12 protein-coding genes are annotated in these 15,553 nt (G+C 60.3%); 6 read left to right on the plus strand and 6 right to left on the minus strand.

The features are described 5' to 3' along the window. The first annotated feature begins 81 nt into the window (after positions 1 to 81). The 3 genes from JO015_04150 to JO015_04160 all read left to right on the plus strand — a co-directional run bounded on the left by JO015_04150 (position 82) and on the right by JO015_04160 (position 4,569). Entirely contained in the window at positions 82 to 1,767 is a 1,686-nt protein-coding gene (locus JO015_04150) for an alpha-glucosidase (GenBank protein ID MBV9998288.1), read from the plus strand. 432 nt (positions 1,768 to 2,199) lie between these two features. Continuing rightward, a complete protein-coding gene (locus JO015_04155) occupies positions 2,200 to 2,985 on the plus strand; it encodes an SDR family oxidoreductase (protein MBV9998289.1) in 786 nt (261 codons plus the stop codon). A 189-nt stretch (positions 2,986 to 3,174) separates the two neighbouring features. Next, a complete protein-coding gene (locus JO015_04160; protein MBV9998290.1) occupies positions 3,175 to 4,569 on the plus strand; it encodes an MFS transporter in 1,395 nt (464 codons plus the stop codon). 61 nt (positions 4,570 to 4,630) lie between these two features. On the opposite strand, the gene JO015_04165 is transcribed toward JO015_04160, so the two are convergent. From JO015_04165 to JO015_04175, 3 genes are all read right to left on the minus strand, one after another. After that, entirely contained in the window at positions 4,631 to 5,347 is a 717-nt protein-coding gene (locus tag JO015_04165; GenBank protein ID MBV9998291.1) for a DUF2278 family protein, read from the minus strand. 128 nt (positions 5,348 to 5,475) lie between these two features. Then, positions 5,476 to 6,582: an alpha-hydroxy-acid oxidizing protein gene (locus JO015_04170; GenBank protein ID MBV9998292.1), complete on the minus strand. Its 1,107-nt coding sequence runs from the start codon at positions 6,580 to 6,582 to the stop codon at positions 5,476 to 5,478. A gap of 35 nt (positions 6,583 to 6,617) precedes the next feature. Continuing rightward, a complete protein-coding gene (locus tag JO015_04175) occupies positions 6,618 to 7,904 on the minus strand; it encodes a DUF2088 domain-containing protein (protein MBV9998293.1) in 1,287 nt (428 codons plus the stop codon). A gap of 270 nt (positions 7,905 to 8,174) precedes the next feature. Here JO015_04175 and uxaC point away from each other — a divergent pair, with 270 nt between their 5' ends. After that, positions 8,175 to 9,599, plus strand: a complete 1,425-nt coding sequence (gene uxaC, locus JO015_04180; protein MBV9998294.1) for a glucuronate isomerase — start codon at positions 8,175 to 8,177, stop codon at positions 9,597 to 9,599. Between the two features lie 716 nt (positions 9,600 to 10,315). On the opposite strand, the gene JO015_04185 is transcribed toward uxaC, so the two are convergent. Then, positions 10,316 to 11,125: an SDR family oxidoreductase gene (locus tag JO015_04185; protein MBV9998295.1), complete on the minus strand. Its 810-nt coding sequence runs from the start codon at positions 11,123 to 11,125 to the stop codon at positions 10,316 to 10,318. Positions 11,126 to 11,265: 140 nt separating this feature from the next. Between JO015_04185 and JO015_04190 the strand changes: the two genes are divergently transcribed. Continuing rightward, positions 11,266 to 12,513: a hypothetical protein gene (locus tag JO015_04190; protein MBV9998296.1), complete on the plus strand. Its 1,248-nt coding sequence runs from the start codon at positions 11,266 to 11,268 to the stop codon at positions 12,511 to 12,513. A gap of 55 nt (positions 12,514 to 12,568) precedes the next feature. After that, positions 12,569 to 13,900 carry an MFS transporter gene (locus JO015_04195; protein ID MBV9998297.1) on the plus strand — a complete coding sequence of 444 codons (1,332 nt, stop codon included), beginning with the start codon at positions 12,569 to 12,571 and terminating at the stop codon, positions 13,898 to 13,900. 15 nt (positions 13,901 to 13,915) lie between these two features. Here JO015_04195 and JO015_04200 read toward each other — a convergent pair whose 3' ends face one another. Further along, positions 13,916 to 14,599, minus strand: a complete 684-nt coding sequence (locus JO015_04200) for a hydrolase (protein MBV9998298.1) — start codon at positions 14,597 to 14,599, stop codon at positions 13,916 to 13,918. Positions 14,600 to 14,737: 138 nt separating this feature from the next. Beyond that, positions 14,738 to 15,478, minus strand: a complete 741-nt coding sequence (locus JO015_04205) for an SDR family oxidoreductase (GenBank protein MBV9998299.1) — start codon at positions 15,476 to 15,478, stop codon at positions 14,738 to 14,740. Positions 15,479 to 15,553: the final 75 nt, after the last annotated feature.

Here is a 15,553-nt window from a genome sequence, read left to right on the forward strand (position 1 = left end):
GCGGGAAAATCTTTTTGACCCGCGATCCGTCCAAAGAGATCCTGCCGCCGTAAGCAAGCCCGTCCCTGAGAAGGTTCAGCTATGAAGCAACAATGGTGGAAGGAAACCGTTGTCTATCAAATCTATCCCCGGAGCTTTCGCGATAGCAACGGCGACGGCGTCGGTGACCTGCGCGGAATCATTCAGAAGCTTGATTATTTAAAGGAACTGGGCGCCAACGTCATCTGGCTCTCACCGGTCTATAGATCACCAAACGATGACAACGGCTATGACATCAGCGATTACCAGGATATCATGCCCGAATTCGGCACCCTGGCCGACTGGGAGGAATTGCTGTCCGAAGCGCACCGGCGCGGCCTCAAGCTGCTGATGGACCTGGTAGTTAATCACACCTCCGACGAACATCCCTGGTTCATCGAGGCCCGCAAGTCCAGGGAAAACCCCTATCGCGATTACTACATCTGGCGGTCCGGCAAGAACGGCCGCGAGCCTAACAACTGGGAGTCTTTTTTTGGCGGATCGGCCTGGCAGTACGACGAGGCGACCGGCGAATTTTACCTGCACATCTTCTCCAGAAAGCAACCGGACCTCAACTGGGAGAACCCAAAGGTGCGTGAGGAGATCTACATGATGATGCACTGGTGGTTGAAGAAGGGCATCGACGGGTTCCGCATGGACGTCATCAACATGATTTCCAAAGTGCCGGGCCTGCCTGACGCGCCGGTCACGGCCGCCGGCCCGTACCAGTTCCCTGGCCAATACATTTGCAATGGCCCGCGGTTGCTGGAGTTCCTCCAGGAAATGAAGCGGAAGGTGCTCTCCAGGTACGACATTTTTACCGTCGGCGAAACGCCGCTGGCCACGACCGAGCACGCCGTTGACATCACGCACGAGGAGACCGGGCATCTTAACATGCTCTTCCAATTCGAGCACATGGATATTGACTCCGGACACGCCTCCGGCAAGTGGAACCTCAGGCGCTCGGACCTTCTGGATCTGAAACGGGTGATGAGCCGATGGCAAAAAGACCTGGAAGACAAGGGGTGGAACAGCCTCTACCTTTCGAATCATGATCAGCCGCGCGCCGTTTCGCGGTTCGGCGATGACGGCCGGTATCGGATAGAATCGGCCAAAATGCTTGCCACCTTCCTGCACCTGCTCCAAGGCACCCCTTACGTCTATCAAGGGGAGGAGATCGGGATGACCAACGTCCGCTTCGAGTCGATCACCGATTACCGGGACATAGAAACCCTCAACATGTACCGTTCGTTTGTGGAGGAAAAAGGGGCCGACCCGAAAACGGTCATGGCGATGATTCACGCCAAGAGCCGCGATAACGCCCGGACCCCCGTGCAATGGGATGGCAGCACCCACGCCGGCTTCACCACAGGGACGCCTTGGATCAAGGTGAATCCTAACTACACGTCGATCAACGTCGAGCAAGCCTTGGCCGATCCCAACTCGGTTTTTCGCTACTATCAAAACCTGATCCGGCTTCGCAGGGAGAACCCCGTGATCGTTTACGGGAAGTACCGCCTGATCCTTGACGCGCATGAAGAGGTTTACGCGTTCACCCGGACTTTGGGAGACAGTCGCCTGTTAGTACTTCTGAACTTCACCGGGGACAAACCCGTCTTCGCACTGCCCAGCCACGTTGCTTTTGCAGGCAAGGAAATCCTGATCAGCAACTATCCGGTTGACCCGGACGAGGATATCCGCCTGCTGACGCTGCGGCCGTTTGAAGCGCGCGTCTACCGGCTGCTCTGAGATAGCGGGCACAGCGGGAAGAGGAGAGAGTTCGGGGTTCGGCGTTCGGAGTTCGGAGACGTCGTAGAACCGGGTCCGATCTCCCCCCGCGGGTCAAGCTCACACTGCGGCAAGACCGAATCATCCGCAGAACACGCAGAGAACGCAGAAAAGAGGAAAGCATCAACAGATTACACAGATTGACACAGATTAAGAGGACCAGGCGGCACCTCCAAGGTTGACACTCGCACCCACCCCCCATGCTGCCGCGCCGAACGCCGAACGCCGAACCCCGAACGCTTTCCTCTTTCCGCCGTGGTCGCCGTGGCTCGCCGTGTTCGCCGTGTGAACTCTGTCGTGGTGCCCGCCAACCCGCTGTGCCCGCTTGATTCCCCGGATCAGGAATGGTTCTGGTAAGGGGTGAGCCATCCTGTACCCGTTGAGACCGAGCAAATGTCCGTCAAAAACCTGGCCGGAAAAGTCGCGATCGTTACCGGTGGAAGCCGAGGGATCGGCTGTGCCATCGCGAAAACGTTAGCGCACCGCGGCGCCGCGGTGATGATCGCGGCCAGGGACGCTGCCGCTCTGGATCGAGTTGCCGGGGAAATCCGGAAGGGTGGGGGATCGGCGGCCGCCTGCGCGCTGGATCTCCGGGAAGATCGGAGTGCGGAGAAACTGGTTGAAACAACCATTCACGCCTTCGGCGGGCTGGACATTCTCGTCAACAACGCCGGGGCAACGAGGCGCGCCGCGTTTCTGGAACTCACGGAGGCCGATTGGACCGATGGTTTCGCCCTCAAGTTCTTTGGCGCGGTTCGCCTGATTCGCCAAGCCTGGGCCCACTTGAAGCAGCGGTCCGGCTCCGTTGTTAACATTGCGGGGATTGGGGGGCGAACGCCCGGAGCAGCCTTCGCCGTGGGGGGGCCGGTGAATGCGGCGCTCCTCTCTTTAACCAAGGCGCTGTCCGACCTGGGTGTGGAGGACCAGGTTCAGGTCAATGCCATCAATCCGGGAGCAATCCGCACGGATCGCCTGAACGTTCGACTCCAGGCCATCGCTCGAGAACATCACCTCAGTATGGAAGATGCCGCCCGGAAGATGGTGAAGGACGCCGGGACGACGCGGCTCGGATGGCCGGAGGACGTCGCCAACCTTGTGGCGTTCCTGGTCAGTTCCGAAGGCCGTTTTGTGCATGGCGCCTTGATCGACATCGACGGCGGGGAAACCAAGACCCTGTAGATTGCCGGTCCTTGCCCCCCGATTCATGCTCGGCCTACTGCGTAGTCGGGCCAGGCCGGCGCGGTGGACGCAGCTCGCTCGATTGACACCTCGGGGGACAACCGGTATCCTCCCGTGATCCACCCAACGGCTCCGCCGCCCGTTGCGTCGGGCCGCTCCGGTGGAACCTCAACCCCCGGAGGAGCCGTAATGATTCCCAGCCAAGAAGCGCTACGTAAGCTATCCGACGATGCGGCCGCCCACGTCCTGAGTCTGGAGGGAACGCAGTCGGGCACGCGCACAGGCTGGTTGATGATCACCACGATTTTCATCGAAGCCTGGGATCTGTACTCGATCTCCTTCCTGCTGATCTTCATCAAGAATGAGTTCAAGCCCGACGCCGCGTTGCTCGGTCTGGCCTCGGCTTCGGTGCAACTTGGCGCGCTGATCGGCACGCTCATCGGCGGCTGGGCGGCCGACCGGCTGGGGCGGCGCAAGGTATTCCTGACCACCATGGCATCGTTCGTCGTGCTGGCGCTCATGCAGGCATTCGCCACGGACATGTGGCAATTGGTAATAATCCGCTTCCTGCTCGGCATTCCGCTGGGGAGCGACATCGCCACCGGCTACACCTACATCATGGAGTCGATGCCCAAGGGCAAGCGGGAGGTCATGGGCAATCGCTGGCAGGGTATGTTCGGCCTCGGGGAGGTTGCCTGCATCATCGTCGTCACGATCATGTACCTGAGCGGCATGGACCATGGCCTGTTGTGGCGGATCGGTCTTGCGCTGGGCGCGGTTCCCGCGTTGATCCTGCTGCTCCTGCGGCTCGACATCCCGGACACGGCCCTTTCACTGGTTCAAGCGGGCAGGTTCAGGCAGGCCAAGAAAGTCGCTGAGCAGATGTTCAACGATCCGCTCGACATGCTGCCCAACGAGGACTACCACATCCAGCGGCCACGCACTCGCGACTTCCTGGCCGACATCTGGAAGGATCCGATCCGGCGGCGAGCCAGCACCTACGCCTGGATCTCCAACGCAATGCAGGGAATCGAGTTCTCCGCGTTCGGGTTCTATCTTCCGGTTATCCTGCTGCTCAGCGGCGTTTCCGGCATCGCCGGCACCAACTTCTTCACCGCCGCGATCTACATCATCGCCACCATCAGCGGATTCATCGGCCCGGCCATCACCCCCAAACTGGGCCACCGCGGGATCTCTCAATGGGGTTTTGGCGGAACCTGTCTCTCGCTGCTTGCAGCGGCGCTGTTCCTGCACTTGGACTGGAAGCTGCTGGTTCCGGTGGCCGCAGCTTCCCTGATGTGGTTTCACTACTGGTCCGCTTCGAACGGGATGACTATCTGTTCGATGGTCGCACCTTCCCGGTATAAGGCGACCGCTTCCGGGTTCGGCTACGTGTTCGTGAAGCTGCCAAACTTCCTGACGATCTTTCTCTTCCCGGTTGCCTTTGAGCACCTGGGTATTCCCCTGGCCACCGCGCTGGTGTCGCTCTCCTCCTTCACCGGTTTCGTGGCGGCGCGGTTCATTTTGCCCGAGGTCTACGGGTATATCGAGCAGGAGAAGGAGCAAGTCGCTTCTGCGGCATAACGGGCTACCTGACCGGCCAAGCAACTTGGCAACGCCTCGTTTTTACAACGGTGCGAGCCCCTCAACGGGTCTTATCGGCGAAAAGGCCGTCGTCCCCATCCCGGATGCCGTGACCGTCGCTCGAAGGATTGCCGAGATCGTCTGTAGGGACCAGTTGCTGGGTAAACGCGGTGAAATAAGCGGCCCACTGCGGTTCATCAAAATCCACCAGCACGGCGCCGTCCTGCCAGACGTCGTTGTGATCGTTATGGTCATCGCGGCCGTTGTTGAGGAAGGCGTCCGAGGTCGACCCCTGGTTCATGTGGACGTCATGAACGCCCAAGCCGTCGACGTACTTGCGACCGAAAATGTACACATCCGCGTGCCCGCTTTGTGCTTTCTGCAAGAGGCGTTTCAACGTGGCGACCGGCTCCGGCGATTCGCTGCCGTCCATGACACCGCTGTTGCGCCATGGGCCGGTGGCGTTGAGAATGTCGGAGCGCAGAAAATCGAGGGCGGGCAGCACGGACGTGCCGGTCAGGTCGTTGAACCCGGCCGGGGCTTGCTTCAGCCCGGTGAGCGCAGGATGGCGGTAGTCAAAGGCAAGTTTATATTTCAGCAAATCATCGGCATCGTTGGTGCCCACGTTGATCGCCGTATCCCAGAGCTCGGTTCCGCCATCGGAGGGCACTGAGCAATGGGCATGGAGATGATACTGGATTTCGTGCTTTTTCCGGCTCGCTTTGAGAACGGGGACGGACGCCACCTTGCACTTGAGAAAACCATAGGTCAGAGCCATAGATGACTTTTCTGCGGTTTAGTTGAGTGGTAAAAACGTTGGCGCCACGATAGCAGGTAAATCGGCCGGAGCCTTGCTACTTTCGGGCCAGGCCTTGCGGCGTGGTCTGGACTCAGACATACGCCCGCTCAGTGTAGATCGGAGCGAACCTGGATAGGAGAATGACCCAAGGCGGTTGGAGCGGGCCACTCCACCTCACGGTTGAGGTCTTGCAAGCTACCCGCTCCTACCAGCGCCATGGCGAGACGCAACTCTTCAATCAGCAGCGATAGGCAGCGTGCCACGCCGTCCGCGCCGGCCACAGCCAGAGCGTACACGTAAGGTCGCCCGATCAGGACGGCGTTTGCACCGCGAGCCAAGCCTTTCAATACGTCGGTACCACGGCGGATGCCGCCGTCGGCGAAGACCGGAATGCGGCCGCCGACCTGTTCAACGATCTCGGGCAGCGCTTCGATCGTTGGAATGATCGTGTCGAGGTTACGGCCCCCATGATTCGAAACCATGATGCCGTCGACCCCGGTCTGAACCGCTAATTCCGCGTCGGCCGGATGCAGCACGCCTTTTAGCAAGAGCCTGCTTTTCACCACGGAACGCAACCATTCCACATCCCGCCACGTCACCGCGCTGTGCGGGCCGGGATCAGAGGCGTGCCGGAAACGCCTGGCGTGCGGGAGTTCCACGCCGGCCGGCACGCGGAATCCCGCCCGCAACTGGCGGGGCCGCAACCCGAGCACGGGTGTGTCGACGGTTACGCAGACCGCTTCGCAACCGGCCGCTTCGACCCGCGCGATCGAGTCACGCGTGAAACCTCGATCGCCTTGCACGTAGAGTTGAAACCAGCACCGGACGTTGGGAATGGCCGTGATCTCTTCGATCGGGACCGTCCCATTCGAGCTCAGGATAAAGGGTACACCATACCGGGCAGCCCCCCGGGCAGAGCCAAGTTCACCCTCCGGGTGCATGAGCTTTTGATAGGCCGCCGGAGCCAGCAGGAAAGGGACAGGGAGAGAGCGCCCGAAAAATTCCCCGCTTAAGTCCACCGGCACCACAGAACGGAGGACGCGCGGTCGCAAAAAGATTCTTTGATAGCTCTCCTCGTTGGCACGCAGGGAATGTTCGTCGCCGGCCCCACCCGCCACGTACTCGTAGACCGCGTGGGGCAGGCGCCGGCGGGCCTCAAGCTCGAATTCCTGCACCGCAAGGAACTGCGAGACATCGTTTCCTGGTTCGGGCATTGCCGTTTGCGCTGCCGGGTGATCGCGATGCGTCGTCACATTTCGCGCGCCCAATCGGGCCGTTGCCGGAGGTGGTACAACATCTCTCCAGCCTTCGGCACCAGCAAAATCCCTTCGTCTTCACGGTTCGCGAACGCCTGAGGATCGATGGTGGCCGGATCGCGATAACCAAGGTTGATTTCCGTGCAGATCTCTTCCGGAATACTCGTCGCAAGCGTCACCCGGATCCGGCAACGCTCAATGCCGTCCTCATAGGTGCCAATCCCCCGGACGTGCGTGGAATGGGCCAGGACGCCCCACGGGACATCTTTGTACCTGTCCCACTGCTTCAAAAAGTAATCCCGGCAATGGTAGCCGATCCTGCGAATGAGGGTGCCGTGGGTGAGCGAGATCTCGTGGATGTGAGGCGCGTAAATGATGAGTTCACCGCCGTCCGCCACCACCGGCTCAAGTTTATACATGCATTTGCCGCCGACCCAGAGTTCATCGTACATCGGCGGGGCGCACGAGAGCACCGTGTGGAACGGGCGCTCCTTGTAAGTGATGTGGAATTTGCGGGACAAGTCGCTGGCCTGCTCCCAGGCGCCTTCCGGCGAGCCCGCAAAAAGGCCAGCCATCTGCCCGTGATCCACCACCATGCAGAAACAGAGCTTGGGTATCGCCACCATCGAGCCCGCATGGTCAACCACTTTACGGACCGGGGTGTGTTTATTGCCGATGATCATCGGGTTGGTGACCACCGCCCCAAGCCAATGGAAGAAGTTGAGCACTTCGGGCCCGCTCACCCCCGGGAACAGGTATTTGTTGCCCCCGGAGAATCCCACGACCTCGTGCGGAAAAACCGGGCCGGCGATGATGATCTGATCGTAATCAAACAGGCGGCGATTGACGTTCACAGGCACGTCCATCGAAAAAAGTCCGTCGCTGAGCTTTTTGATCTCGCCTGCAGGAATGGTGCCGATGTGCTTCAAGGCTTCCGGATTGTCCCATTCATGGTTGAAAAGCCGTACGGCCCCGTATTTCGTACGGCGATCCTCGACGGAAATCTCCAGTCGGCGGCAAATCGCCTCCTCGCTCATCGGTTGGTGCGTGCCGAGCGCGACCATGACGTCGAGCGCCGCCGCCTCAGCACCGATCTGGTTGAAGATGCCTTTGAACAGCATCCCCAGCGGACAAGTCCGCGTCGCGTCCGGGACGATGAGGATCACTTTCTTCCCGCGATATTCCGAGCTTGGGCAGGCCTCGCTGATCACTTCGCGCACCTGCTCGTTGCTGAGGTAAGACCCTGGAGGGCTAAGCCGGGAGATGATGGGGGATGACATAAATTCCTTAACCTTTAATGGTGCACGTCGTTCGTTCGGCCCCTCCGCTCAACCCGGATGGATTCCGGGCGGAAACTTCCCGGCGGTGACCGGTGACCGGGTCCGATCGGTAACCTGCAGGTGAAGGCGGCGCGGCTCGATGACCTGAAGCGGCATCGGGAACAGCGAAACGATACGCCTGACTGCCGGGAAAGCAAGGTCTGACCACTTGACCGTGCCGCTGCCCGGTCTTATCAGATCAAAGGTACACCCCTGAGCTGGAGCGACGCCATGGATAAACCATTTCTCCCGGAGAATTTTCTGCTCTCAACGTCCACGAGCGAAAAGCTTTATTTCGAGATTGCTCAATCGCTTCCCATCTTCGATTACCATTGCCACATTCCTCCGGCCGACGTTGCCGGCAACCGGCGATTCGAGAACCTGACTCAGATCTGGCTCGTGGAGGGCCGTTACGGCGACCATTACAAATGGCGGGCCATGCGCGCCAACGGGGTACCCGAACGCTTCATCACCGGCGACGCGAGCGATTACGAAAAGTTTCTGGCTTTCGCCCGCACGGTTCCGTTTGCGGTCCGCAACCCGCTTTACCATTGGACCCACCTGGAGCTGCGGCGTTACTTCGGCATCACTGAACTTTTGAACGAAGCATCCGCTCCAAGAATCTGGGCGCAGGCCAACGAGCAACTCAAGGACCTGCCCATCCATCGGATCCTCGAAAAATTCCGGGTCTCAGTCATCTGCACGACGGATGACCCGATCGACGATCTCGCCGGCCATCAGGCGATTCGCGCCAGCGGCCTGCCGACCCGGGTTTACCCGGCGTTCCGCCCGGACAAGGCATTCGCAATCGAGCAGGGAGACGCTTTCCAGGCGTGGGTTGGACGCCTGGAAAAAGTGAGCGGTCACGCCGCCTCGGAACTGTCGGGCTTACTCGAGGCGCTGCGTGTCCGGCACGGCTTTTTTGGATCCCTCGGGGCGAAGTTGTCAGATCACGGCTTACCCTTCGTCTACTCGGAGCCATGCGATGAAGCTGAGGCGAGCGCAATCTACTCGCGGGCACGAGCGGGCACCGCACCCGGTGAGGCGGAGGCGATGAAGTTTCGCAGCTTCATGCTCCGCTTTTTTGCTGAATTGGATGCCGACGCGGGGTGGACCAAGCAGTTGCACCTTGGTGCGCTGCGTAATACCAATCGCCGGCGGTTAGCCGAGTTTGGTCCCGACACCGGGTACGATTCGATCGGCGACTGGCCGCAAGGCGAACCGCTGGCCCGGTACCTGGATCAGTTAGAAAGCGCCGGTAAACTGCCGAAAATGATCCTGTATAACCTCAATCCGGCGGACAACTACGTGCTCGCCACGATGGTCGGCAATTTTCAGGATGGCTCGATCCCGGGCAAGCTGCAGTTTGGGAGCGGTTGGTGGTTTCTGGACCAGAAGGAGGGGATGGAATGGCAAATGAATGCGCTCTCGAGCGTCGGCTTGCTCAGCCGGTTTGTCGGGATGTTAACCGATTCGCGAAGTTTCATGTCTTACCCTCGTCATGAGTACTTCCGGCGTCTGCTTTGTAATCTGATCGGGACGGACGTGGAGCGCGGAGAGATCCCGGATGACGAGGCCCTTCTCGCCGGCCTGATCCGCGGTATTTGCTTTGACAACGCCAAGGCGTACTTTGGACTCGAATGCGGCAAGGTGTGAGTGAGCGCAATTTGTATTTTTGACGATGGGTGTGAGTTAACCTATCCCGCACGGGCGGCCCGGAAGCCGTCTTCCGTCCCGAAGTGCCAAGGGAACTGATACCATTTCGATGACCATCGAGGTAAAATTTTGTCTTAGGCCCGACGGGCCGGGGGACGGTTTGATGGCCCGAAGGGCCAAAGGACTTAGCCCAGGGTTTACCCTGGGTAACCGTCAAATAACGATGAGCCCCCCTAAGGCGTCACGCCTTAGGAGGAATTGATCGGGGAGGGGTGCATTCCCCCCGGGGTTGCGTCCCCTCGGGACGCCTGAAGGCGGGCGCCGGGCCAGGCGGGCTTCAAAGATTGGGGAGCCGTTCGGGTTTTAGGCGCCGAGGGTCGCGCCGGGTTTGGCCGGCCGTTTGGGAGCCGGCACCCTCCGGGGCAGCGTTTCAGGCGTCCCGACGGGACGCGCTCCCTCTTAAATGCCCCGTTCAGGGACTGAAGTCCCTGGCTAAGATCAGCCGTCCCTTCGGGACGAAAGCGCCCCCCGTCCGCCGGCCCTTAACTAAATGGCAGTGGGGTAAACCCTGGGCTCAGTTCCTTTGGCCCTTCAGGCCGTAAGACGGTCTCCCGGCCCGTTGGGCCTAGACGGTTTATACGGTCTGATAGGTGTAACGCCGGCAGGGCGCCTGGGAAGGAGGACATAAATGTGCGTCCATGGCCGTCGAAATGGTATCAGATCGTCTGCGAAAGAAATCCGCCGTCCACCCGAAGGTCGATGCCGGTAACGAAGCCGCTGGCTCGTTCGCTGGCAAGGAAGACCGCGGCGCCAACGAGTTCGGAAGGGTTTCCGAAACGCGCCATCGGCGTGTGGCCCAGGATCACCTGGCCACGGGCGGTCGGTGTTCCATCCTCATTGAAGAGCAAGCGACGGTTTTGCTCTCCGGGGAAAAAGCCGGGCGTGATGGAATTGACGCGAACGTTTTCCGGAGCCCATTCTCGCGCCAGGAACAGCGTAAGGTTAAGCAACGCGGCTTTTGCGGCTGAATAGGCCACAACCCGCGAGAGGGGCAGGTGGGCCGACACGCTGGCGACGTTGATGATGCTGCCTTTGCGCTGCTTCTTCATCACGGGCCCGAACACCTGGCACGGGAGCAGCGCGCCGCCCACGAGGTTCATGTCGAAATTCTCACGCCAATCCGCGGGACTGATCTGCTCAAACGGGCGGTCCGGGGTCACGGTAACCCGGGGATCATTTCCGCCGGCGGCGTTGACAAGGATGGTCGGGACGCCCAGGCGGCTCGACACGGCCTCACACGCGCCTTGGAGCGAGGGCTGGTCGAGAGCGTCCGCCGCGAAAAATCCGGCGGTGCCCCCTTGTTTTTGGATTGAGTGAGCGCGCTCTTCGCCCCGTTGGGCGTTGCGGCCCAGGATGGCCACTTTGGCGCCTGCAGCAGCTAAACCTTCCGCCATGGCGCCACCAAGTACGCCGGTGGCGCCGATCACGGCCGCAACCTCTCCGGTCAGATCAAACAAGTTCACGATTGACAAGCTCTCCGAGCTTACTTAATGGTCAAGTGGTAAGGCCTATTTTCTCGAGCTCGGTCGGGCCGCAGTTTTCGGGGGTTGACTCCAGGCACCGCGAAACCGGCTCCGTTCCCCGATCTCCACCATTCTACCCAACCATTGTGAAAATCCAAAAGTACACGTTCGGCACGGGCGACCGGTTCGCGCATCAGGGCAAGGCTCAGCTTCAGGCGATTTTGAAGGCGCGTGCAGCCGGGATCGACGTTTACCCGGTTTGGAACAAATCCAATCGCGAGCATGTGATCATCAAGAGCAAGCCCGACGACGTTCGGGCGGAGGCCGACGCGGCGGTGGCCGCATTGGGTTGGAGTGGACCTTACTACGTTGATGCCGACCATATCGGTTTGAAAACAGTCGATCCATTCATTTCCGCCAGCAACTTTTTTACCCTCGACGTGGCCGATTTCACCGGCAAACCCGCTGACGCCGGTGCCATTGACGCTTTTGCGAAGGCGGTGGGCCGCTACGCCGGCTCGCTCTCGATTCCCGGCATTGACCGGCCCTTTGATCTGACGGAGGAAACCGTGAGAGGAGCCGCCGGCAAATTCCTGCTGGCGGTGCAGGAAGCAGGTCGCATTTACCGGCACATCGAAGGCAGGAAAGGGCGCGAGGACTTTGTTACGGAAGTCTCGGTCGACGAAACCGACACGCCGCAAAATCCCGTCGAATTGTTCCTGATCCTGGCCATGATCGCCGAGGAAGGGATTCCGGTTCAAACGATCGCCCCGAAGTTCACCGGGCGTTTCAACAAGGGGGTTGATTACGTCGGTGACCTCCGGCAATTCGAGAAAGAATTCGACGAGGACCTCAGCGTGATTGCCTTCGCCATCCGCGAATTCGGGCTTTCCGACACCCTCAAGCTCAGCGTTCATTCCGGCAGCGACAAATTTTCGATTTACCCCATCATCAACCGGCTGATCAAGAAGCACGACGCCGGTTTGCACGTTAAAACTGCGGGCACCACCTGGCTTGAGGAGGTGATCGGGCTGGCCGAGTCGGGCGGCGAGGGGTTAGAAATGGTTAAAGAGATTTACGCCCAGGCGCACGACCATTTTGCGGACCTGGCGGCACCGTACAGCACGGTAATCGACATCGATCCGGCCAGGCTGCCGAGCCCGAAGGCCGCTAACGGCTGGAGTTCAGCCCAATACGCCAACGCCCTCCGCCACGTGGAGTCACACCCCGAATACAATCCCCATTTCCGGCAACTTTTGCACGTCGGGTTCAAGGTCGCAGCCGGGATGGGCCAACGGTTCACCGGAGCGCTGGAGGCAAATGAGGGGATCGTTGCCCGGCACGTGACCGAAAATCTTCTTAACCGCCATTTGCTGCCGATTCTCGGATAAAACCGCTGCGGGATTAAAAACCGGTGTCTGAACGTAACGGCACGGCGGGAGGAATATGTCACAAGCTCTCAAGGTTAAACCCGGACGCCCGGCAACTACACGCGGCAGCTACCGGTGGGTGATTTGTGGACTGTTGTTCTTCGCCACCACCGTGAATTACATGGATCGGCAAATCCTATCCCTGCTCAAGCCGATCCTTGATAACCAACTCCACTGGAGCAACGAGCAGTTTGGCGCCGTAAACTCTGCGTTTCAGGGTGCCTACGCCGTAGGCGGACTGCTCTTCGGGTGGTTGGTGGACCGGCTCGGAACCAAGGTCGGCTACTCCCTTTCGATTGCGGGCTGGAGTCTCGCCGCCATGGGCCACGCGCTGGTGTCGAGCGTGACGGGATTCGGCATTGCACGGATGTGTTTGGGAATCAGTGAGGCGGGCAATTTCCCGTCGTCGATCAAGACGGTGGCACTCTGGTTCCCTAAAAAAGAAAGGACCTTCGCGACGAGCTTGTTCAACTCGGGCTCAAACGTCGGGCCGATCATCGCGCCGATCCTCATTCCCTGGATCGCGCTTACCTGGGGTTGGCACATGGCGTTCATCGTGGCTGGCCTGGCCGGGTTTCTCTGGCTCTGTTTCTGGATCCCGCTTTACGAAGAACCGGGACGGCAGAAGCGGCTGAGCGCGGAGGAACTGGCATACATTCAGAGCGACCACGATGAGTCGCACGCCGAGGGCATTGCGAAAATCCGTTGGCTGAGCCTGCTTAAATACCGGCAGGCCTGGTCCATCATCGTGGCAAGATTCCTGACCGATCCGGTCTGGTGGTTCTTTCTCATCTGGCTGCCCGACTATTTCAAGAAAACGCGTCAGCTCGACATCGCACACAGTTGGATTCACCTGGTGACGATCTACGCGATCATTACCGTTCTGAGCAACATAGGCGGGTGGCTGCCGGGCTATCTGATGCGGCGCGGCTGGAGCGTGACGCGGGCACGCAAGACCTCAATGTTTATTTTTGCGCTTTGCGTGGTGCCGATTCTGTTCGCCACCAGCGTCGGAAACTGGGCTGCCGTCTTCCTGATCGGGCTGGCGGGATCCGCCCACCAAGCGTGGTCGGCAAGCCTTTACTCGACGGCCTCGGACATGTTCCCGAAGCACGCCGTCGCCTCCCTGATCGGGCTGGGCAGCGCGGCCGGGTCTACCGCAGGAATGATCTTCCCCATCGTTACCGGCCTCCTGCTGGATAAGTTTACGGCCCAGGGAAACGTGACCGGAGGCTACACCATTCTATTTCTCATCTGCGCCTTTGCCTACCTGGTGGCCTTCGCCCTTAATCACCTGTGCGCACCGCGGTTTGAGGAATTGTCGGCTCCGGAGTTGGAAACGCGGTAAAGCAGCGTCCGCCGACTACGCCGGCCCAAAAAGCGTTCGCACCTTCTCTGCCACCGCTTCGCCCAGCTTGCGATGGGCCTGTTCGGTCAGGTGTATCCCGTCCATGCCGTCGGTGGTGATGACTTGTCCGGCATCAAACACCGGCAGGTTGGTTCCGGCTGCGGCGCGTTCCAGAGCCGCCCCGATCGCAAGGCTTTTTTGATGAGCACCGGCCCACTCTTCCGGGTTGTAAAAGGTTGTTCCGAGGGGTGGGGGAGCGATGGCCAGGACCTGGGGGGAGGGGTAAACGGTCCGTACGCCGCCCTCGCATTCCTTGACCAGTTGTGCCAGGCGCACCAGGGCCGACGCCACGCCGGACGGTTCACGCTGGAAACGTTTTTTAAGGTCGTTGGTTCCCAACATGATGATCACCAGGTCGAGCGGCAGATGGCTCGCGAGGACGGCCGGAAGAACCCTGGCGCCGCTCATGGTCGCGCCCCTCAGGGCGTTGGCCGGCAGATCGATGTCCGGGTCGTCCAGATCCGTGGTGCGCCCGCTCAAAGCTTCCTCGACGATTTCGAAGCGGTCGCCCAGCTTTGCCGAAAGCACCCCGGGCCAGCGCGTCGCTGCGTCATACCGGGTGGTCAGCTCCATGTCAGGGCGAGGGGTCCATCCCCACGAATTGGAATCGCCAAACACCAGAATCCGCCGTTTGTCCATCGTGCCAGATTCCTAAAGAGGAAATTGCATTGCAAGATTTACCGTCAACCCGGCGCGTCCTGCGGCCGTCCCTACCTTGTCCCTACCTTGGAGGGGGGGTTATTGAAGGGCTGAAGGTGCACCGGCCATAGGGGCCTTTCACGCCAAACCGCCGTTTGCGCCGAGGTTCTGACCTGAGATCCAGCCGGCGTCGTCGCCGGCCAGGAAACAAACCACTCGCGCGATGTCCTCAGGCTCTCCGATCCGGCCCAGGGCGGCGAGACTGGCCATGCGTTTGATGTCTTCCTCGCTCTTGCCCGTGGTGAACAGCTCCGTATTGACCGGGCCGGGCGAAACCACGTTCACCGTAATGCCGCGCACACCCACCTCCTTGGCAAAGACGCGGGTCAATTGCTCGACGGCGCCTTTCGTGGCCACATAGGCGCTGTAGGTAGGCAGCATCATTCGGGTGGTTGTGCTCGAAAAGTTGATGATACGGCCGCCATCGGCCAGGCGGGTGGCAGCTTCGCGCAAGGCGTAAAAGACTCCTCTGACGTTGATGCCGAGGAGGCGTTCGAATTCCTCATCGGTGATCTCGGCTAATCTCTTGTAAAGGATGACGCCGGCGTTATTAACCAGGATGTCGAGCCTGCCGAAGCGGTCGATCGCGGCGTCGAAAAGGCGTTTGACGTCGGCAGCTTTGCTGACGTCACCCTGCACGGCCAGTCCTTCGCTGCCGGAAGCGCGAACGGCGGCGACGACCTGCTCGGCGGCTGGGGCGTTACCTGCGTAGTTGACGACGACCTTGGCCCCGGCGTCAGCGAGTTGTTTGGCGATGGCGGCGCCGATGCCGCGGGAAGCACCGGTAACGAGAGCAACTTTGTTCTCCAGGGTTTTCACAGGGGCAGCTTCGCCCTGCCGCCTGCATCTCTTCAATGGGTCTTTTGGCGCCGTCTGAAGCATCGCGCGGAGAGG

The organism is Verrucomicrobiota bacterium (genome assembly GCA_019247695.1).
GTDB lineage: Bacteria > Verrucomicrobiota > Verrucomicrobiia > Chthoniobacterales > JAFAMB01 > JAFBAP01.

Excerpts from the sequence above, each read along its gene's own strand:
- JO015_04175 (MBV9998293.1), bottom strand. The coding sequence starts at position 7,904 with ATGTCATCCCCCATCATCTCCCGGCTTAGCCCTCCAGGGTCTTACCTC.
- JO015_04155 (MBV9998289.1), top strand. The coding sequence starts at position 2,200 with ATGTCCGTCAAAAACCTGGCCGGAAAAGTCGCGATCGTTACCGGTGGA.
- uxaC (MBV9998294.1), top strand. The coding sequence starts at position 8,175 with ATGGATAAACCATTTCTCCCGGAGAATTTTCTGCTCTCAACGTCCACG.
- JO015_04195 (MBV9998297.1), top strand. The coding sequence starts at position 12,569 with ATGTCACAAGCTCTCAAGGTTAAACCCGGACGCCCGGCAACTACACGC.
- JO015_04170 (MBV9998292.1), bottom strand. The coding sequence starts at position 6,582 with ATGCCCGAACCAGGAAACGATGTCTCGCAGTTCCTTGCGGTGCAGGAA.
- JO015_04165 (MBV9998291.1), bottom strand. The coding sequence starts at position 5,347 with ATGGCTCTGACCTATGGTTTTCTCAAGTGCAAGGTGGCGTCCGTCCCC.
- JO015_04200 (MBV9998298.1), bottom strand. The coding sequence starts at position 14,599 with ATGGACAAACGGCGGATTCTGGTGTTTGGCGATTCCAATTCGTGGGGA.
- JO015_04160 (MBV9998290.1), top strand. The coding sequence starts at position 3,175 with ATGATTCCCAGCCAAGAAGCGCTACGTAAGCTATCCGACGATGCGGCC.
- JO015_04150 (MBV9998288.1), top strand. The coding sequence starts at position 82 with ATGAAGCAACAATGGTGGAAGGAAACCGTTGTCTATCAAATCTATCCC.